The sequence below is a fragment of the Paenibacillus sp. TCA20 genome (genome assembly GCF_000732325.1).
Taxonomy (GTDB): domain Bacteria; phylum Bacillota; class Bacilli; order Paenibacillales; family Paenibacillaceae; genus Paenibacillus; species Paenibacillus urinalis.
In genome coordinates this window covers 410,511-431,450 of sequence record NZ_BBIW01000002.1, presented here as the reverse complement: position 1 = coordinate 431,450, position 20,940 = coordinate 410,511, and the positions used below count along the sequence as shown (strand labels likewise).

The following is a 20,940-nucleotide window of genomic DNA, read 5'->3' as shown; positions in this document are numbered from 1 at the left end:
GGCATTTTTATATTTAAAGCCTTGGACGATTAGTACTTGGTCTATTCCTATGACATGCTGACTATATTTAATAAGGTGAGTTCTCTGCTGATTGACCGTGCATACCGGACTAAGGCTCGGGGTACTCTATAATCTGGTTACATAAAGGAGCGCATTCCAATATATTTATGGGAGGTATCCGTCATATGGAGTCTGACAATCTGATTACTGAGGGCAAGACGGCACTGGAAGAGGTTGCACCCGATATATTGAGTTTGCGCACGTTATTTGTCAATGTCTTGTTTGTAGGCATACCGGGTACTAGACAATGGGTACTGATCGATACAGGACTTGCTGGCTTTGCGAGCGATATTATCCATGTTGCTGAGGAGCGGTTTAAAGGGCCGCCGACGGCGATCATTTTGACACACGGACATTTTGACCACGTAGGTAATGTTATAGAACTGGTACAGCATTGGGGAGCGCCTGTGTATGCCCATCCTATGGAGCTTCCCTATCTGACCGGAGTTAGCGATTATCCTCCTGCGGACCCGTCAGCGAGTGGAGGACTTCTTGCCAAGCTGTCTTTTGCATATCCGAATGAAGCCATTCATTTGGACGATCGGGTGGCTGAGCTGCCTGCGAATTATTCCATTCCTGGAGCCCCGGACTGGCGCTGGATTCATACACCGGGACATTCGCCGGGACATGTTTCGTTGTTTCGAGACGCGGATCACGCACTCATAGCAGGGGATGCAGTGATTACTGTTCAGCAAGAATCTCTATGGCATGTATTGTTTCAGGATAGAGAGCTGAACGGACCCCCTACCTATTTCACAATAGACTGGAAGCAAGCTAAACGTTCTGTTGAGTGCTTGAACCTGTTACAGCCGGCACTGCTGGTTACGGGTCATGGACATGTAATGAAAGGCTCCCAGATGACGGAGCAGCTTGAACGGCTGGCTCGTAATTTTGAGATTCAGGCTGTGCCTAGACATGGGAAATATGTTTAGCGGGTCCTGCTTACCAGAGCGGATCAACAAGATATTTGGCGGAATAATTATAACGAAGATTGCAGCCTTGAGTGATGTGGGGCTGCAATCTTTTTTTTCGCGTGATTAGGGGCGCTGCTTCGCTGTGCTGGATAGAATTTTTTTGAATAACATGGTATATTCGTTCAGTAGGTAAATCATTTTCATATAAAAAATGGATTCACGGAACTAGTTCAATACTAGATATGAAAGCGCTACATAATAGGAGGAATGATGAGAGAATGGCATTAGAACAAATTTATTCCGCAACAGAAGGCGTGTACGGCGGTCTTGCCGCGATCAAGCTGAAGCATGGTGCTTATGAAGCTGCGCTCATTCCAGAAATCGGAGGCAATCTTGTCTCTTTTCGAGATGTAGAGCGTAATCATCAGTATCTCAGAGAGCCTGGGGAAGACAACGTTGAAGAATTGAAGGCGAACCCGGGCATTTACGGCATCCCGGTTCTATTCCCGCCTAATCGATATGAAGACGGCAAATTCCCATGGAACGGCGAGGTATATCAGCTTCCTGTAAATGAAGAAGCAACAGGCAATCATTTGCACGGATTCTTACACTACATCCCTTGGAATGTGGTTAGTTATGGTGCGAATGATCAGGAGAGCTACGTCATTATTGAACAGGTAGTTAGAGAGGGTCATGAGTATTATCAATACCTTCCGTTTGAATATACGATACGTTTACGCTATACATTGAATGCAGCAGGTCTGCAGCAGCAGATCACGATTGAAAATGAAGGTCAGACATCTATGCCGAATCTTCTTGCCTTCCATACCGCCATTAATGCGCCGTTTGAACCGAATAGCACAGCAGCGGATTATGTGGCCAAAGCGACGATTGGACAGCGGATAGAGCTGAATGAACGCAATCTTCCAACAGGCAATACACAGCCTCTGACCGATGAGGAAGTGCTGCTGAAGACGGAAGGAGTAAGCCCCTATTTTGCTTCCATGGACAACCATTACACGGCAGAGCCGCAGAACGGACGGAATTACATGGAGCTGACGAACACGATATCCGGAACCAAGCTTGTGTATGATGTAGGCACATCTTATAAGCACTGGATGATCTGGAACAACAATGCATGTGAGCAGTTCTTCTGTCCGGAACCTCAAATGAATCTGGTCAATGCGCCGAATGTATCAGGACGATCTTCCGAAGAGATTGGTCTTGTTGCCCTTGAACCTGGAGAGATCTTTGAGGAGTCAAGCCGCCTGTATATTGTGAATCCAAAGTAACGCCGAATCTATATGCCATGATGATACAACATCCTATCTCATATACCTAAGGAGGAGTTGCAAGTGGAATATCGCATCGAGAAAGACACATTGGGTGAAATGAAGGTACCTGCTGACCGCTTATGGGGTGCACAAACGCAGCGCAGCAAGGAGAACTTCCCGATCGGGCAAGAGAAGATGCCAATTGAAGTGATTCGGGCTTTTGCAATACTGAAAAAAAGCGCGGCTGAGAGCAACCTGAAGCTCGGCAAATTGTCCGAGGACAAAGCAGCGGCCATCCGTTATGCAGCGGACGAGATTCTTGCAGGACGCATTGACGATCATTTCCCGCTGGTTGTATGGCAGACCGGTAGCGGAACACAGTCCAACATGAACACGAATGAGGTTATTGCTAATCTGGGTAATAAGTGGCTTGCTGAGCAAGGCAAAGAGGAGCGTCTTCATCCGAATGATCATGTAAATATGTCACAGAGCTCTAACGATACGTTTCCAACAGCACTGCATGTTGCAGGTGTACTGGCAGTTGAGGATCAGCTCCTTCCTGCGATCTCTGTCCTGAAAGAAACATTCCGCAAGAAATCAGAAGAGTTCCAGGATATTATCAAGATTGGCCGTACTCATTTGCAGGATGCAACTCCAATTACATTAGGACAAGAAATTAGCGGCTGGGAAGCGATGCTGGCCAAGAGCGAGCGAATGATCAAGACGAGTGTAGAATCTATGAAGGAGCTCGCTATCGGCGGAACAGCTGTTGGAACAGGAATTAATGCCCATCCTAAATTTGGTGAAATGACAGCTGCCGAAATTAGCAGCATTACGGGTAAAGATTTTGTATCGGCACCGAATAAATTCCACGCCCTGACAAGTCATGACGAAGTCGTTTACACTCATGGTGCTGTCAAGGCATTAGCAGCCGATCTAATGAAGATTGCTAATGATGTACGCTGGCTTGCGAGTGGTCCGCGCAGTGGACTTGGTGAGATCACCATCCCTGAGAATGAGCCGGGCAGCTCCATCATGCCAGGTAAAGTAAACCCGACACAGAGCGAAGCGCTGACTATGGTTGTAACTCAAGTCATGGGGAATGATGCGGCAATCGGTTTTGCTGCAAGCCAAGGCAATTTTGAGCTGAATGTATTTAAGCCGGTCATAATCTATAACTTCTTGCAGTCTGTTCAATTGCTGGCGGACTCCATTATTGCATTCAACGACAAATGTGCAATCGGCATTGAACCGAACCGCTCACAGATTGAACACAATCTGAATAACTCTCTGATGCTGGTGACCGCGCTTAATCCGCATATTGGATATGAGAACGCGGCAAGCATTGCTAAGCTGGCGCATAAGAAAGGCCTCTCATTAAAGGAAGCAGCTCTGGAAACAGGACTGCTGACAGAAGAACAATTTGAGGAGTATGTAGTTCCAGCCAAAATGATCGCACCAAAAGCATAATCATATGATCGATTCTAAGCCAGAGCATAGTTCTCTGGCTTTTTTTGTGTGGGAAAGAAGAGGTAGATAAGTTAATAGCAAATTAAGAAAATAGTAATTGACAAATCGTAAGGATTACGATAAATTAATTTTTGTTATTCGTAATACTTACGAAAGTAAATACAGCGTAAATACATACCGTGTACATATCTTTTTTCATGCGGGAGAACGTTCTACTATTATATAAAATGTACTAGAAGGGGAGTCATACGGGTGAGAGGCAGAGGGAAAAACAATAAAAAATGGATTAGTGTACAGATTATAACCCTAATTATGGCCATTATTGTGGCTGGTTGCAGCGGAAATGGTGGAACTTCAGGAGGCAGTGAAGGAACAACGGATACTGCGGGAAGCAGTTCTGCTGGTGGAACCAAGGAACTGGGACTTATGTTTCATTTTAAGAGCGGCACTCTGGATCCTTCAAACGATCTGGTCGCAGTCAGAGCTGGTATTGCAGAGACGCTCGTACGACTGGATGAGAATCTGGAAGTGCAGCCTTGGCTCGCAACAGAATGGACGACAGATGACAATCAAAGCTGGGAGTTTACCATCCGTGACGGAGTAACCTTCCATGATGGCTCTGCTGTTGACGCAGCAGCTGTCAAATCATCATTAGAGAGAGCAGTCCGTGTTAACTCTTCACTTGGGACAGCGCTAAAGATCGATTCCATGACCGCCGAAGGGCAGAAGCTGATCATTAACACGACAGAAGCACATCCGGCCCTGGTATCGGAATTAATCAATCCTTATGCAGCCATTATTAGCACTGCCGCTGAAGAAGAGATGGGTACAGATGCATTTAACCTTGCGCCTGTAGGTACTGGGCCATTTAAGGTCGATTCTTTTACTCCCAACATTCAAATTGATATGATTCGTAATGATCATTACTGGGATGGAGCATCTCCTCTAGATAAAGTAGTCTTTAAGTTTAATGAAGACGGCAACGTTCGTTCTATGGCATTGCAGTCGGGTGAAGTCGATGTAGCCACACAATTACCTGCTGAAACGGTACAAACCATTGAGCAGGCCGAGAACCTTTCCGTCAAATCCATTGCTGGACTAAGAGTGCATTTCCTACTGTTTAATCAAGACAGAGAAGGTGTGAAGGATCTTAAGGTAAGACAAGCACTCGATTTATTGCTGGACCGTGAAAGTATCGCGAATAACATTATGATGGGTCATGCTGTGCCTGCAAATGGCCCGTTTAATACGAGATTGCCATTTGGCAGTCAAGATGAAATAAACGAGCTTCATGTGGAGAGAGCACAGCAGCTGCTAGAAGAAGCAGGATACACTTTACAGAATGGGCAGATGATGAAGGACGGCAAGCCACTGACTCTGAAAGTACTCACTTACAAAGGACGCCCAGAGCTGCCACTTATTGCCCAGCTGCTTCAATCTGAGGCTGCCAAGGCAGGCATCACGATCAATATTCAAACCGTAGAAAATGTAGATACGACAATCCGTGAAAATAAAGATTGGGACATTGTTACCTATAGTAATCTCTCAGCACCTCGTGGTGACGGAGGATACTTCTTGAATTCAGCGTTTATGCCGGATGGGGCGTTAAATGCTACCGATCTCAACATGAGCTCACTTACATCTGTGCTGGATCAATTGAATGAAACAAGTGACCCGAATGAAAGAATACAACTGACTCAAGAGGCAGTTGAAGTTATTAAAGAAGAGGTTCCGCATGCTTACGCTGTATACCCTAACATTATTGTAGGTATGAATGATCGGGTGACAAATTGGGAGCCGGGAGCAGAGGAATATTATATCATTACCAATAAAATGGATGTGAAATAGTTGCTTAAATTAATTAGAGCCCGTCTGATTCAGCTCATCGTCGTTTTGTTTGTCTTATCGATCGTTATATTTGTGCTGATGAAGCTCGCTCCGGGAGATCCCGTCGCATCTCTTCTTAGAATCGATGAGATGGGAGCTACCCAAGCCCAGGAAGAGGCTCTAAGAGAAGAGCTTGGTCTAAACGATCCTGTATATGTGCAGTATTTGGATTGGCTGTCCAATGTGATACAGCTCGATTTTGGGAATTCTTTGCTCAAAAACAAACCGGTTCTGGAGGAGATTATGGACAGGCTTCCAGCCACATTGGAACTAGCGATTGGGGGAATGATCGTCATGATACTGATCGCTGTGCCTGTTGGATTTATTTCAGCTCGTTACCCTAATCGGCTTCCTGACCATCTCGGCAGATTCTTCTCCTTGATCGGGGCGTCTATACCTGTATTTTGGATCGGTCTGCTGCTCATCTATTTTATCGCATTCAAGCTGAACTTGGTTCCTACGATGGGAAGAGGAGAACTGAAGAACTTGCTGCTTCCTTCAATTACTCTTGGGTTGTCTCTTGCTGCCATTCATGCCCGTCTGCTTCGCTCTGGAATGCTGGAGAGCCTTTCTTCAGAATATATTCGAGCTGCCAGGGCAAGAGGATTGTCAGAGCGTAGAATCTACACACGTTACGCATTCAGAGCAGCATTAATTCCGGTGCTCACCGTGTTCGGGATGTCTTTTGGCAGCCTGATCGCCGGGTCTGTGGTGGTGGAGACGCTGTTCTCTTGGCCAGGGCTTGGCAGTATGGCCGTAGAAGCGATCTTCCAGCGTGATTATCCGCTCGTTCAGGGCTACTTGCTGCTGATGGGTGCATGTATTATTATCGTGAATCTTGTAGTAGATCTCGTATATGGACTCATTGATCCACGGATTCGATATGGGAAAGGAGAGACGGGTTAATGCTGTCTGCAAATCGTAAATTAAATGCCGGTAGATACCGAGTATCGATCTTTCAAAAAGTATTTGCTGATCCTATGATACTGATCGGAGCAGGTATTCTTCTATTTATGATCTTGCTTGTGATATTTGGCCCTGTTCTCGTCCCGAATGATCCACTGACGGTAAATATGGCTGAACGTCTTGCACCGCCAAGTGCTCAGTATCCGTTAGGCACAGACCATATGGGGAGATGTTTATTCTCACGCCTTGTAGCTGGTGCGGAAACAACACTCGGAATTGCCGGAATGGTTATTATTATTGTTATGCTTATTGGTATTCCGCTTGGCGTGCTGTCAGGATATGCTGGAGGACGTACGGATCAGTTCATCATGCGTACGGTGGATGGGCTGAGCATATTGCCGGATTTCATGCTGGTCATTGCCATTTCCGGTTTTCTTGGACCGAGCCTCAGCAATATGATTATTGCCATCGTACTAATCAACTGGACAGGATATGCAAGAATAGTGAGGGGTATTGTTCTGTCTGAAAAAGAAAAGGATTATATCGCAGCTGCTCGTGTAGCGGGAAGTGGACCGTTCATCATTATGTTCCGGCACCTGCTTCCATCTGTTATGCCTCAAGTGCTCATCTATGCTGCGCTTGATATTGGTAAAACAATTCTTGTAATTTCTTCACTGTCTTACCTTGGTCTTGGCGCACAGCCGCCTTCTCCAGAGTGGGGTGCCATGCTTAATGATGGCAGATCCTATTTTCAATCTGTTCCAGAGCTCATGATTTATCCTGGAGTTGCAATTATGCTTGTTGTAGTTGCATTTAATTTGATCGGTGAAGGCTTGGGAGATATTCTGAATCCTCGGAGTATGCAGCATAAACCTAACAGAAGGGGGATATTCCGTCGTGTCTTTACCAGAAGCCGTAGTTAATATACGCAACCTTCATATTGTATCATCAAGGCAGCCTGAACGGCCGATTATTGAAGATGTGTCCTTGTCCATTCATCCCGGTGAAATGCTGGCTGTCGTCGGGGAGAGCGGAAGCGGTAAGAGTATGACGGCAAGTGCCATCATTGGATTGATGCCTGACTTGTGCTCTGTCACGAGTGGGAGCATTGAGTTCCAGGGTGATAATATTGTGCCATGGACAACCAAGAAGAGAAGAACATTATGCGGCAGCCGTATAGGATATGTTTTTCAAGATTACAAAGGAAGCTTTTCTCCTTTTGTGAAAATTGGGAAGCAGCTTGTAGAGACACTGCGTGCTCATCATTCATACACGAAGCATCAAGCGAAGGAAATGGTACTCGCTGCGCTGGAAGAATGCCGACTTCCCGCAGAACGTGTGTTTAACAGCTATTCCTTTCAACTAAGCGGAGGTCAGCTGCAGCGTGCCGCATTATCTGCTGTTCTGATTCTGAGGCCAGATCTCTTGATTGCTGACGAGCCGACCACAGCGCTGGATGTAATCAATGGAGAGCTTGTGCTGGATCTTATTAAAAAGGTTCAGGATGAAACAGGGTGTGCTGTGATGCTCATCTCTCATGACCTGCGTCTTGTTCTCAGCCGGGCAGATCAGGTTGCCGTTATGAAAGACGGCAAAGTTATCGAGTGTCAGCCTGCACATCTTATCACAGCTCACGCGGAGCATGAATATACGAGAGAATTATTGTCTTCCTGCCCAACGCTTGATGAGCATGATCATCACAGTCATCATGCGGAGCACAATAGTAAAGACAATGATGCTGTACTGCTTGGCCTGCTGTAATTTGATTTAGCTTATCGAAATCGTCATATAGGAGGTATGGTGTTATCGTGGAACCGATGCTTGATGTTAAACACCTCTATAAATGGTACAACGAAGGTTCCAGGAAAATGGCAGCCGTGAATGATGTATCTTTTCAGCTGTTTGAGGGAGAAAGTCTAGGAGTTGTAGGAGAGAGTGGGAGCGGCAAGAGTACGATAGCCCGATTGCTGCTGGGACTTACGAATCTGGATCAAGGTGAAATTCTGTGGAGAGGTGAGCCGATCCACATATTGAAGGGCAAGAAGCTTCGGGAATTTCGCAAGCATATTCAAGTTGTCTTTCAGGATCCTACATCGGCGCTGAGTCCAAGGCTGCCGGTTTATCGCTCCGTAATGGAGCCGCTGGGCAATTTTTCGGCGGTCATTCCTTCATTTCTAGAAGATGTCAGAGGCGACATGCGGAAGACTGCTGTGAAGCTGCTGCAAATGGTAGGGTTGTCTGAGGAGCATATGGATCGTTATCCTCATGAGCTGAGCGGTGGCCAGCGGCAGAGAGTTGCCATTGCACGGGGAATCAGCTTGGGACCTGATTTGCTCATCTGCGATGAACCTACCTCTAGTCTGGATGTAACGGTACAAGCCCAAATACTAAAAATGCTGAAGGAGCTTCAGCATAAGATCGGTATGTCGACTTTGTTTATATCCCATGATATTGCTTCTGTAGCCAACATGACAGATCGTATTCTCGTTATGAAGAATGGTGAAGTTGTAGATTTATTTCGGCGTGAAGAGATTTACGAAGAGAATCGGCATGCTTATACGAAGCTACTGGTTTCCAAAGTTCATTAAGAAGTTCATATGAGGCCGCTGTGATCGCAGGCCTTTTATATATAAAGGAGGAAGACCGGCATTGAGTCAGCTTAAGCCTCTTTCTATATCATTTATTCGCTTATATCTGTTAGCACTACTGTTTTTCGCCGCGAACTCCTTATTGACGATTATATTGCCGCTGCAAAGTGAAGCCGAAGGCATCGGACAAGCGGAAATCGGTCTTATGATGGGGGCATATATGCTGACATGTATGTTTCTGCGTCCCTATGCTGGACAGCTGATGGGAAAATATGGACCTCTGACCGTGATGAGAGGCTTACTGCTTGTTCACGTTCTATGTCTCATTTTATATACCCTCAGCGGAGTGGAGGGTTATATTTGGCTGCGTGCGCTGCAAGGAGCAGGAACGGCGTTCTTTTCCATGACAATGCAGACCGGAATTGTTGAAAGATTGGCAGATAAGGACCGCGCTCAGGGCATGTCCATGTACACGCTCTTCACGATGGTTCCCTCTCTATTTGTACCTATCGTGGCAATGGAGGTATGGGAGAGCGGTATGGGCTGGGTCTATACGCTGGTTGTGATCTCGATTGGAGCGCTCACCCTCTTGGTAGGCTTCAACGTACCACTTCCACAGGAGACAGAGCACAAGAAATCATATACCTTAACGGAAATGTTCAAATCGTTTGCAATGATTGGTAAGAGCAGGCCGCTTCTGATCAGCTCGATCGTTATGCTTCTAGGCTCTTGTATTTTTGGAGCGACGGCCACTTTTCTTCCGCTGTACATGGTGTCAAGTGGATCAGGAAGTGCTGGTCTGTATTTAATGATTCAAGGGATTGTCGTGGTTGGCTGCAGATTTGTGCTGCGCAAAAAAATTCCGTCCGATGGAAGCTGGAACACTTTACTGATCTCATCCATGCTTCTATGTGCCGCAGCAGGATCCTTCCTGCTCGTATTGATGGATTCGATCGGAGGCTTTGTGTACATCTCTGCGGTATTTAACGGTATTGCCGTTGCACTGCTCTATCCAACCCTGACAACGTATCTGTCCTTTGTGCTGCCTGCCGAATCAAGATACGTATTGATGGGATTGTTTATGTCCTCCTATGATCTCGGATATTCTTTGGGCGGACTACTCATGGGGATCGTTATACAGGTCATGTCATATCAAGCGATGTTTGTGGTTTGCACCATACTCGCACTTGCTGCAGTCCTTGCAGTATGGGGGAGCAAGAAGCAAATGGAGAATACTCCGAAGCACTCATCCCTAAGCGTTTAGAGAAAGAAGCTCGATATATAGGATTCAAAAAACACGGATAACGGTATCCTAGAGACGATACGGTTATCCGTGTTTTTTTTATTTTTGAGGACATATGTCCTTTTCTAATGCTTCATCGTGTTATTTAATAATAACAGTCTGATTCAACGAAGTAAGCGACGTAACGCAGAAAGGGGAACACCGCAAGTGAAAGGTATTTTATATGCAGCATTGGGAGGAGCCTGTATTACACTGCAAGGAATCGCCAATGCAAAGATCAGCTCAGATGTAGGGACCTGGCAGGCTGCGACCATAACACAGCTGACCGGATTTATTTTAGCATTGTTTATTCTCATGCTTGTTCGCGATCGAAGCTGGAAAGAGCTGAAGAATGTGAAGCCGCTCTATATAACGGGTGGAGCAATGGGAGCCATTATCATTTTTAGTGAAGTTTCGGCCATTCAGCAGGTGGGAGTAACATTAACCATATCCGCACTGCTGATTGCACAGCTTAGCCTGACTTATCTTATTGATACCAACGGGTGGTTTGGTGTCATGAAACGGAAGATCACCCTTCCCGGCTTAATTGGCATCGCAATGATGATATCGGGTGTCATTATATTAAAACTGTAGAGCAGAAAGGAATATATTATTATGGCACTTGGGATTATATTGGCGCTGGTTGCTGGAGCATTCGTAAGTCTGCAGGTCATCTTCAATAGCAAAATGAACGAGCATACCGGCTCTTGGCTGACCACAACCATTGTATTGGGACTCGGAGCAGTAGCTGCCTTGACAGCCAGCCTCCTCTTCGAGGGAGCAGATACGTTCCAGCTGCAGCATATGAAGCTGTGGTATTGGTTCAGCGGTATGATTGGAGTAGCGGTTGTGTATAGCCTCATGCAGGGCATTAAGCTGCTCGGTCCGACCTTCTCAACCTCGATTACACTCACTGCTCAGCTAGGCTTTGCCGTGCTGTTTGATTCCTTGGGACTGTTTGGACTGGAAAAGATCGATTTATCAGTAAATAAATTGGTCGGTGTTCTTGTCATTGTTGGCGGGATCCTGGTATTTAAATACGGTGAGCGTCTGGGTGACAAGAAGAGGGGCAGAACAGCAGAATAACAGTTCTGTAATCATTGACAACAAAATAAATATAGAACAGGAACGACTCTAGATGTGGATGAGGGTCGTTCTTTTTTATTGAAGAAAAATATTTTTTGTTGTATATTCCCAAATTGCATTTTGATGTTATAATAGTTAACAATACTTGGTTTAACATTACATAAGATGTTAGATATGAAAGAGGTGTGTTCCAATGCAGTTAACGGTAAAAGAAGCCTTATCCATATATCCGCTTTCGGAAGCAAAGCTTGTTGCGGGTGCTGAAGGGACCATGCGTACACTGAAGTCAGTGAATGTCATGGATGCACCTGATATTGCAGATTGGATCAAATCTGGCGAGATGTTGTTTACTACCGCTTTTGTCATGAAGGATAGCGAAGATGATGCGGTTAAACTGCTGCGCCGCTTGAATGAACGAGGCTGCGCTGGACTCGGTGTGAAGCTGGGAAGATTCTGGCAGAACATCCCTGCACAGATCATTGAGGAAGCGGATGCGCTTCAGCTGCCGCTGCTTGAACTGCCTTTTCAATTTACATTTTCAGATCAGATGAACGCCTTGTTTAAGGCTGAATATGAACGGAATACACGAACACTGGAGACGGTTGTAAACAAACAAAAGCGGCTCATGCAGTTTGCGCTTGAGCAGGATCAGAAGAACGATGTTTTCTCAAAATTGGCTGCCGTTCTGAACTACCCTATTGCGGTGATCGGTTCCCGGGGGCATATGCTGTATGTTAGCGAGGAAATGAGGGACACGAATATTCAGCAGGGCTGGCCCTTCAAAAATGTCATGCATCGTGTCAAATGGGATCACGGAAGCTGTTATCGAGTGCCTGTGATGCAAAAGGATGAGGATTACGGATTCTTGTTAATTTATACAGATGGTGCGTACGGACTTAAGGCTGAGGAGGAGTTGTTTCAGCAGGCGTCGGAGGTGCTCGCATTTTATATGGATATGACTTATCGGGAGCACATTAACCCGACGGTTCAAGATGAAATTAGAGTGATTGTGAAGCAGTATCTGGATCGTAAGCTGGGCTGTGAGGAGCTCATACGCAGGTCGGAGGGGCTGGGAGTTCAATTGTTTCAGGATTCCGGGACATACCAATGTGTGCTGACGACAATCGAGTCGGAGGGTTACACAGAAGGGAAGCTGATCAAGCAGGTGCATCGGGAGCTTCAGTATAATCCGATGATGCAGCTGACTGCATCGCATCATATTCAGATGGATGAAGGAATTCTGTCCATCTACGCATGTCCGGCTGACAAAGATTACGGTGAAGAGCTCTCGCGATTCTTGACTTCGCGATTTGAGGATTTGATCGGAGGAAGGAAGACAGGGGGCGTTGGGCCAAGGTTCTGGATAAGCAAGATGAAGCATGAACCCAAATCACTGCGTGAAGCATTCCAGGAGTGCCTGGATACACGGGCCATCGCTAGCCGGTTCGGAATGAAGGATACAGCGCTGCAATTTGAGATGCTGGAATTCGCCTATGTGTTTCAGCACGTTCCTGAATCCATCATGGAAACATATTGTAACAAAGTACTTGAGCCTCTATTAGTGAAGGATGGAGATCCGACACAGGTGCTAATGAACACGCTTGAAGCCTTTATTGAAAATGACGGACTGATCAATGAGGCTGCGAAGCAGCTCTTTGTGCACCGCAACACCGTGACTTATCGAATGGATAAAATAAGCAGTCTGCTGCAAATGGATTTCAAAAAATCGAATGATCTGCTTAAGCTTAAGCTTGTTTTTACCTTCCGCAAATTTCTTCAGGATCAGGGAGTGCATAAGTAATTGTTGTGTAAATGTAACAATCCATACGTGCACGAGACACAAAGGAAATGGCTTGCGTTATTTTATATAACAAATCGGCGTGATTTATATTGTCATATATTCTCTCCCCACACTACAATGCTCTTATACATTCGATCCGGAGGTGATTCTTTCTGAAATTATCAATTGATGATGTTAACTCTTATTCCAAGGAACAATTCACAGAAGCCTTCGGCACGTTATTCGAACATTCGTCTTGGGTTGCAGAAGAGGCGTACAGTAAGAAGCCATTCACATCTATGGCTCAGCTGCACGAACAAATGAAAAGTGTCGTCGAATCAGCAGATACGGAACGGAAACTGATCCTTCTGCGAGAACATCCGGATTTGGGAGCCAGAATCGCGATGAGCAGTCATTCTGTCCAAGAACAAGCCGGCGCCGGGCTCCAAGCCTTATCAGAGGTACAACATAGTGTACTGTCTGAATTGAACCGGAAGTATACGCAGACCTTCAAGTTCCCATTCATTATCGCGGTGAAGGGGAAATCCTCTGACGAGATTATCGCAGCGATTAAGGAGCGAGTCCATCACAGCTATGAGACGGAGTTTGAGACAGCCCTCCGTGAAGTATATCGTATCAGCTGGTATCGGCTTGAAGCATGGATGTTAGAACATATGGAAGAGGAGAGGTAATCAATATGACAAGAGACCAGCTGGATTCCAGAACAATGTATTACGGCAAGGGAGATGTGTGGGTGTTCCGTTCTTATGCTAAACCACTCACAGGGATAACGGTCATTCCGGAATCTCCTTTTCGCGGCAGAGAGAATGTGCTGTTCGGTATGAATATTAAAGTCGCGGTGAAAGGGGAGGATTTTCTAACCTCCTTTACAGAGGGCGACAATTCCCTTGTTGTTGCAACGGATTCGATGAAAAATTTCATATTAAGACATGCAGCTCACTATACCGGAGCAACGGTAGAAGGATTTTTGGAGTATGCAAGCCGCCGTTTTATTGAAACCTACCCGCAGATGACCGGAGTACGCATGAACGCTACACAAGTGCCATTCGAAAATATCCAGGTTGGCTCTCCTGATGGCAATATCCCGAGCAATCTTGTCTTCAAGTACTCCCACAACGAAAGTGCAGGAGCGATTGTAGAAGTAGAGCGATGCGGCGAGAATATCGAATTATCCTATGCCCAGAGCAGTGTCAAGAATCTGCGCCTGATTAAAGTGAAAGGCAGCGGATTCGCAGGTTTTGTCCGCGATGAATATACAACTTTACCTGAAACCTCTGACAGACCGCTGTTTATCTTCCTCGATATCCATTGGAAATACAAGAATCCGGCAGACGGACTTGATGATACCCGTGACAGCTACGTTGATGCAGAACAGATCCGCGATATTGCAGCAACCGTGTTTCATGAGAATAACTCTCCATCCATTCAATATCTAATATATCTGATCGGCCTTCGTATTCTGAAAAACTTCAGTCAGCTGGAGGAAGTATCGTTTGAGTCCAACAACCGTACGTGGGAAACGATCGTAGAAACTGTAGATGAAGGTCCGGGCTCCGTATTTACTGAACCGCGTCCACCTTATGGCTTCCAAGGCTTCTCGATGACGCAGGAGGACCTTGCTGCTTATGAGAACAAGCCTCAAGAAGCAGGAAGTATATAATGGCGGGTAAACTGACGACCCATGTGTTGGACACAAGCAGAGGTATACCGGGAAGAAGTATGAAGGTTGAGCTGTATTTCATTGAGAGTACAGGTGAGGCGAAGTATTTAGCATCCGCTCAAACGAATGACGACGGAAGACTCGATGCTCCCTTTCTCGAGGGAGAGCTGACAACCGGAACTTATGAGCTGCGGTTTCATGCAGGGGAGTATTTTGAATCGTTTTTGAATGAAACGGGAATCCGCTCAATCTGGGATGTGATCCCGCTGCGATTCGACGTCGCAAACGATGAGGAGCATTATCATGTTCCACTGCTGGTTGCACCTGGAGGCTACAGCACTTATAGAGGGAGTTAGTATAAGAACGCAGATGCCTCAGCTATAGATAAGCTATGCGTCTACAAGGGAGGGCTTCTGATGAAATCAAATTATGAGGTCATTATCCAAGGCGGTCATATCGTCTTGCCGCATGGAGTAGAGAAAATGGATATCGGCATTAATGAAGGTGTCATTGTTGCGATTGAGCCACAACTGATTCCAGATGGGGATACGACGATATATGACGCAACGGACCTTGTCGTTATGCCGGGAGCTATTGATGCGCATGTCCATTTTAATGAACCGGGACTGGATTCATGGGAAGGATTCGAGACAGGCTCTGCATCCCTGGCTGTGGGGGGGATTACAACCTATATTGATATGCCGCTCAATGGTGTGCCTCCGACGACAACGATGCGCGGCTGGGAGATGAAGGGGGCGCGGGCGAAGGGTCACAGCTATGTGGATTATGCATTTTGGGGAGGGCTGGTTCAAGATAATCTCGAAGAGCTGGCACCTCTTGCGGACGCGGGTGCAGCCGGCTTCAAGGCTTTTATGTCTGAGCCAGGTGGAGAAGGAGAAGAAATCTTTACACGAGCGAATGATCAGACGCTGATTAAGGGGATGGAACGCATTGCCGAGATCGGAGGAGTGCTGGCACTTCATGCAGAGAGTGATGAGATGACGAGCGCATTATCTTATGCCAAGCAATCGCGGGGGCATGTCAGTGCTAGGGATTACTTGGACTCGCGTCCACCAGAAGCGGAGATCGAAGCTGTTCAAAGAGCTCTTGTGTATGCCAAAGAGACCGGATGTCCACTTCACTTTGTACATATCAGCACCCGGCGAGCCGTTGAGCTAATACAGACGGCCAAGATAGACGGGCTGGATGTCACGGTAGAGACATGTCCCCATTACCTGGTATTAACCGAGGAGGACGTGCTTGAGCTTGGAGCCATTGCGAAGTGCGCACCACCGCTGCGAAACTTAATCGAGCAGGAACAGCTGTGGGAAGCGATAGAAGATGAACAGATTGATCTCATTGCCTCGGATCATTCACCGTGCCTGCCATCTATGAAAGAAACCGATAACTTCTTTGAGATATGGGGAGGTATTGCTGGTGCCCAGAGCACGTTACTACTAATGCTCGATGAAGGGTACGTGAAGAGAGGTATTCCGCTGACGACGATGGCAAGATTGCTCTCAGCAAATCCGGCAAAAAGGTTCGGACTCGCTGGAACCAAGGGTGAAATACAGATCGGCAAGGATGCAGACTTCGCGATCATTGATTTTAATCAAGGTTATGTCCTTACCGAACAGGATATTCGGTACAGGCATCCGCAGTCGCCCTATATGAACAGAAGCTTCTCATGTAGAATTAAAGGTACATTCAGCCGCGGCATTCTCGTCTACAATGATGTTACAGGATTAATAGAGCAGAAGCCGGGAAGATTCATTGCGGCTGGAGTAAGGACGACATTAGCAAGCAAAGGGGGAGATAGGTATGCCTGATTCCGCTGATATTACATCAATGCCGCTGCTTCAAGACGAAGCGTTCGAGGCATATTCAACTCTTCTACATAAACTGCTGGATGATCTCGAAGAAATGTCCGCCAGTGAGGCGGGGGGGTGCACCAGACTGCTGTACTCTCCCGCCTGGCTGAGAGCCCAGCATCATTTGGCGGCATTCATGCAGGAACGAGGGCTGGGCGTTTCATTTGATGAAGCGGGCAATCTATATGGATGCCTTCAGGGAACAGGGAATGATGCTCCGCTGTATACAGGCTCTCATATTGATACGGTTCAATCTGGCGGCAAGTTTGATGGTGCGCTGGGTGTCGCAGCAGGTATAGCTGCATTATTGTATTTGAAAGAAACCTACGGAGAACCAAGTCGTTCGCTGGTTGCCTTATCACTCAGTGAAGAAGAGGGCAGCCGATTTCCTTTTGCTTTTTGGGGATCAAGGAGCGTCACAGGGCTTAGCAGCTGGGCTGCAGCCGGAGGGCTTAAAGATGCAGAAGGAATCACATTGCAGCAGGCTGCTGAAGCGGCGGGATTTGGTCCTGATTCAGGTCATACTTCTGAAATTCAGGCACCTGCCGGTTATGTGGAGCTTCACATCGAACAGGGTTCAGTACTGGAGCGAACGAATACATCCATTGGCGTCGTAACTGGAATTGTTGGGCAGAAACGAATTGATATCACGGTTCAAGGTGAGGCCAATCATGCAGGCACGACACCGATGTCCTATCGGAAGGATGCTCTGGCTGGTGCAGCCGAGATGATCAGCGAAATAAGGAAGCTGGCGATTACTTATGGGGATCCGCTGGTAGCAACCGTAGGCAATGTAGAAGTATTTCCTGGAGCTGTAAATGTGGTGCCGGGAACGGTGGAGTTTACATTGGATATCCGACATACGGATCAAGTTATCCTTAACGAATTTACAGAGCTCATCCTACAACGAATTCACACGATTGCAGATTCTTATGAGCTAATTGCCAGTTCAGAGGAGCATCTGTCTGTTGAACCGACGCCAATGAATCCGGCATGGGTAGAGAACACCGTAGAAATATGTGAGCGATTAGGGCTCAGTTATCGGAAAATGCCAAGTGGAGCCGGACATGATGCTCAAATCTTTGCGAGCATATGCGATGTTGCCATGATCTTTGTGCCAAGCAAGGACGGCATCAGTCATAATCCACTGGAGTATACGTCACGCGAACAGATTGACCAAGGATTTAAAGTGCTCATTGAGCTGCTGCATCAATATGGCTACAGGGGGAAGACAGATGAAGAAATATAAGGAGCTAAACCCTTCACTTCGAACAATTATGACGCCAGGGCCCGTGGAAGTAGATCCGCGTGTGCTCCGAGCCATGTCATTTCCTATATTGGGTCAATTTGATCCCGAATTTACGTCCTTAATGAATGAAACAATGGAGCTCGTCAGGGATGTATTTCAAACGAATAACCAGTGGAGCTATCCGGTAGACGGTACATCCAGATCCGGACTCGAAGCTGTACTTGTAAGCATTATACAGCCTGGAGATAAAGTGCTGGTACCGATCTATGGCCGATTCGGGCACCTGCTGGTTGAAATTGCGGAGCGCTGCGGGGCAGACGTCGTTCACATCGAGACAGAGTGGGGCGGTGTGTTTGATCCAGAGACGGTGATTGAGGCCATTCATGAGCATAAGCCCGGTATCGTAGCGATGGTGCATGGAGAGACCTCGACAGGGCAGATGCAGCCGCTTGCCGAGATAGGTCGAACGTGCAGGGAGCTGGATATTCTCCTAGTTGTTGATGCGGTCGCTACCATTGGCGGAGTACCGGTCGAGACCGATAACTGGATGCTCGATGCGGTTATGGGAGGTACACAGAAGTGTATCTCTGTTCCTTCCGGTATGGCTCCGATTACTTATAATGACCGAATTGAGCGTAAGCTCCTGTCCCGTAAAAGGGTTGAGCGTGGACTCAGAGACCCGGCTAATGTTGAACTTGCGAATGATGGACAGATGATTCGAAGCAACTATTTTGATCTGAGCCAGATTCAGGATTACTGGAGTGCTGCAAGGCTGAATCATCATACAGAAGCGACATCCATGCTATATGCTCTTCATGAAGGACTCCGAATCCTGCTCGAAGAAGGTCTGGAAGCCAGATTCTTGAGACATGAGCTAAATGCTAGAGCGCTCGTGCAGGGCGTTAAAGGAATGGGACTCACCTTGTTCGGTAATGAAGAGAGCAAGCTTACTTGCGTAACTTGTATTAATATCCCAGAGGGTATTGATGGAGAAGCGGTTCGCAGCAGATTGCTGCATGACTTCGGAATCGAGATCGCAAGTTCGTTCGGCCCGTTGAAGGGGAAAATATGGAGAATCGGAACGATGGGCTTCAGCTGTAATCAGAAAAATGTGCTCCACACCTTAGGCGCACTGGAGGCTGTCCTGATCCGTGAAGGATATCGCTTGCCGGCTGGTGAAGCGGTGCAGGCCGCACTGGATGTCTACTCTGTGGTCAATAAGGAGGGAATTTCATGCTGAATCAAATGCCTGTAGGTATGGAAGTCATGGTTACCTCACCACATTATCTAGCCAGCAGTGCGGGCGCAAGAATGCTCGCTGATGGCGGTAATGCTTATGATGCGGCGATTGCAGTAAGTGCTGCGCTGGCTGTCGTTTATCCCCATATGACCGGTCTGGGCGGCGATTCTTTTTTTCTAACTTACAACGCAGCATCAGGAGAGCTGTCCGGATACAACGGTTCAGGCCGCTCACCAGCCATGCTGACCAGAGAAATGTTTGAACAGATGCAGCTTCGATCCATTCCACAGCGCGGTGTGCTGAGTGCGTTAACTGTACCGGGGATGGTGGATGCATGGTGGGAAGTATCCCAGAAGTTCGGGAAGCTGTCCTGGTCCGACCTGCTCGCTCCTGCCGTCTTCTATGCGGAGCACGGCTGTCCGGTATCTCGCAACTTAAGAGAATGGCTCATCAAGGATGAGCAGTTTATTCGAGCGGATCAAGGACTAGCGTCCGTCTTTTTGAAGGATGGAGAACTGCTCAAGGAAGGCGACATTCTTATTCAGCAAGAGCTGGCCGCATCGCTTAAATTGCTGCAAAGCGGGGGGAAGGACGTCTTCTATAAAGGGGGGCTTGCAGAACAGATTACGAATGCGGTGAAGAAGGATGGCGGTTTTTTGCAAAAAGAAGATTTCGAGAATCATACCGGGGAATGGGTAACTCCTGTATCTACGGGTTATCGAGGTTACGAAGTCTATCAAATGCCTCCGAATTCACAAGGCTTCTCCGTATTGATGATGCTGAACATGCTTGAGCATACAGAAGTATCCTCAGTTGAGCGCATTTCCAGCACTTATTACCATCTCATGACTGAAGTGACGAAGAAGGCATTCCGTGATCGTGATCGATATCTAACAGACCCGGATTTCAGAGAGATTCCTCTTGAGGAATTATTGTCTAAGCCATATGCCGATAAGCTATGGCAGGAGATTGAACAGCATCCGAATAGGGCGGAGCCGACACTGTCCAAAGCCATGGGGCAGGATACAGCCTATGCAGCGGTAGTGGATCACGAAGGGAACGCGGTATCCTTCATTCAAAGTCTCTATTTCGATTTTGGCTCAGCATATATGGCAGAAGGAACCGGTATCGTTTTGCAGAACAGAGGCTCCTTCTTCTCTCTGGATCCAAGTGAAGCGAATGTACTGGAACCAGCCAAGCGCTCCTTCCACACCTTGATGCCTGGAATGGTATTCAAAGACGGGAAACCGTACTTGCTGTTAGGGACTCAAGGCGGTGAAGGTCAGCCGCAAACCCAGCTGTCACTCCTTACGGCTGTGCTGGATTACAACTTGTCTGTTCAAGAGGCGATCAGCCTGCCTCGCTGGGTGTATGGGCGCACTTGGGGAGAAGAGGGGGATGAGCTGAAGCTGGAGCAGCGGTTTGATGATGTAATATTGAATGAACTCGAAGAGATGGGACATAAAGTACGGCCTCTTGGTCCATGGGACGATCTGATGGGGCAGGCCCAGGGAATTTTAATTCAAGAGAACGGATTGCGCAGCGGGGCTGCTGATCCGCGCGGCGACGGAGCTGCCATCGGCTGGTAGGAGAACACATGTAATCGTGAAGAGCACCTGTACACATTTGAATCTTGATCAAGGGAGGTCGTC

The 20,940-nt window shown here is 47.1% G+C and carries 19 protein-coding genes; all 19 read left to right on the top strand.

Translation table 11 applies throughout. The annotated features are described in order from the left end of the window. Positions 1-185 precede the first annotated feature (185 nt). The 19 genes from TCA2_RS05580 to ggt all read left to right on the top strand — a co-directional run bounded on the left by TCA2_RS05580 (position 186) and on the right by ggt (position 20,877). Positions 186-992, top strand: a complete 807-nt coding sequence (locus TCA2_RS05580; protein ID WP_047910563.1) for an MBL fold metallo-hydrolase — start codon at positions 186-188, stop codon at positions 990-992. Positions 993-1,252: 260 nt separating this feature from the next. Next, positions 1,253-2,266 (top strand): aldose 1-epimerase, encoded by a 1,014-nt coding sequence (locus TCA2_RS05575; RefSeq protein ID WP_047910562.1) that lies wholly within the window; start codon positions 1,253-1,255, stop codon positions 2,264-2,266. Positions 2,267-2,329: 63 nt separating this feature from the next. After that, a complete protein-coding gene (gene fumC, locus TCA2_RS05570) occupies positions 2,330-3,718 on the top strand; it encodes a class II fumarate hydratase (RefSeq protein ID WP_047910561.1) in 1,389 nt (462 codons plus the stop codon). A gap of 252 nt (positions 3,719-3,970) precedes the next feature. Beyond that, entirely contained in the window at positions 3,971-5,566 is a 1,596-nt protein-coding gene (gene nikA / locus TCA2_RS05565) for a nickel ABC transporter substrate-binding protein (RefSeq protein ID WP_238546299.1), read from the top strand. Further along, positions 5,567-6,511: a nickel ABC transporter permease gene (gene nikB, locus TCA2_RS05560; protein ID WP_047910560.1), complete on the top strand. Its 945-nt coding sequence runs from the start codon at positions 5,567-5,569 to the stop codon at positions 6,509-6,511. It begins immediately after the preceding gene. After that, complete coding sequence (gene nikC / locus TCA2_RS05555; protein ID WP_047910559.1) at positions 6,511-7,434, top strand: nickel transporter permease; 924 nt, start codon at positions 6,511-6,513, stop codon at positions 7,432-7,434. Before nikB ends, nikC begins: the two co-directional genes overlap by 1 nt. Next, positions 7,409-8,272, top strand: a complete 864-nt coding sequence (locus TCA2_RS05550) for an ABC transporter ATP-binding protein (protein WP_052511762.1) — start codon at positions 7,409-7,411, stop codon at positions 8,270-8,272. Before nikC ends, TCA2_RS05550 begins: the two co-directional genes overlap by 26 nt. A gap of 47 nt (positions 8,273-8,319) precedes the next feature. Continuing rightward, on the top strand, positions 8,320-9,099 hold the full coding sequence (locus TCA2_RS05545; RefSeq protein WP_370510316.1) for an ABC transporter ATP-binding protein: 780 nt from the start codon (positions 8,320-8,322) through the stop codon (positions 9,097-9,099). A gap of 61 nt (positions 9,100-9,160) precedes the next feature. Beyond that, a complete protein-coding gene (locus TCA2_RS05540; protein ID WP_047910558.1) occupies positions 9,161-10,363 on the top strand; it encodes an MFS transporter in 1,203 nt (400 codons plus the stop codon). A gap of 186 nt (positions 10,364-10,549) precedes the next feature. Further along, a complete protein-coding gene (locus TCA2_RS05535; protein ID WP_047910557.1) occupies positions 10,550-10,975 on the top strand; it encodes a DMT family transporter in 426 nt (141 codons plus the stop codon). A 21-nt stretch (positions 10,976-10,996) separates the two neighbouring features. Next, on the top strand, positions 10,997-11,467 hold the full coding sequence (locus TCA2_RS05530; RefSeq protein ID WP_047910556.1) for a DMT family transporter: 471 nt from the start codon (positions 10,997-10,999) through the stop codon (positions 11,465-11,467). Between the two features lie 193 nt (positions 11,468-11,660). Continuing rightward, positions 11,661-13,268 carry a PucR family transcriptional regulator gene (locus TCA2_RS05525; protein ID WP_047910555.1) on the top strand — a complete coding sequence of 536 codons (1,608 nt, stop codon included), beginning with the start codon at positions 11,661-11,663 and terminating at the stop codon, positions 13,266-13,268. A 152-nt stretch (positions 13,269-13,420) separates the two neighbouring features. Then, positions 13,421-13,939: a 2-oxo-4-hydroxy-4-carboxy-5-ureidoimidazoline decarboxylase gene (gene uraD, locus TCA2_RS05520; RefSeq protein WP_047910554.1), complete on the top strand. Its 519-nt coding sequence runs from the start codon at positions 13,421-13,423 to the stop codon at positions 13,937-13,939. Between the two features lie 5 nt (positions 13,940-13,944). Then, positions 13,945-14,928, top strand: coding sequence for a factor-independent urate hydroxylase (pucL, locus tag TCA2_RS05515; RefSeq protein WP_047910553.1), 984 nt, complete (start codon positions 13,945-13,947; stop codon positions 14,926-14,928). Further along, positions 14,928-15,284, top strand: coding sequence for a hydroxyisourate hydrolase (uraH, locus tag TCA2_RS05510; RefSeq protein WP_047910552.1), 357 nt, complete (start codon positions 14,928-14,930; stop codon positions 15,282-15,284). Before pucL ends, uraH begins: the two co-directional genes overlap by 1 nt. A 60-nt stretch (positions 15,285-15,344) precedes the next feature. Next, positions 15,345-16,757 (top strand): allantoinase AllB, encoded by a 1,413-nt coding sequence (allB, locus tag TCA2_RS05505; protein ID WP_047910551.1) that lies wholly within the window; start codon positions 15,345-15,347, stop codon positions 16,755-16,757. Then, on the top strand, positions 16,750-18,048 hold the full coding sequence (locus tag TCA2_RS05500; protein ID WP_238546298.1) for a M20 family metallo-hydrolase: 1,299 nt from the start codon (positions 16,750-16,752) through the stop codon (positions 18,046-18,048). The genes allB and TCA2_RS05500 overlap by 8 nt, the downstream gene beginning before the upstream one ends. After that, the gene (locus tag TCA2_RS05495) at positions 18,035-19,288 is read left to right on the top strand and encodes an alanine--glyoxylate aminotransferase family protein (protein ID WP_047910550.1); all 1,254 of its coding nucleotides are present in this window, start codon (positions 18,035-18,037) and stop codon (positions 19,286-19,288) included. Before TCA2_RS05500 ends, TCA2_RS05495 begins: the two co-directional genes overlap by 14 nt. Further along, positions 19,282-20,877: a gamma-glutamyltransferase gene (gene ggt, locus TCA2_RS05490; RefSeq protein WP_047910549.1), complete on the top strand. Its 1,596-nt coding sequence runs from the start codon at positions 19,282-19,284 to the stop codon at positions 20,875-20,877. Before TCA2_RS05495 ends, ggt begins: the two co-directional genes overlap by 7 nt. The last annotated feature ends 63 nt before the right edge of the window (positions 20,878-20,940 follow it).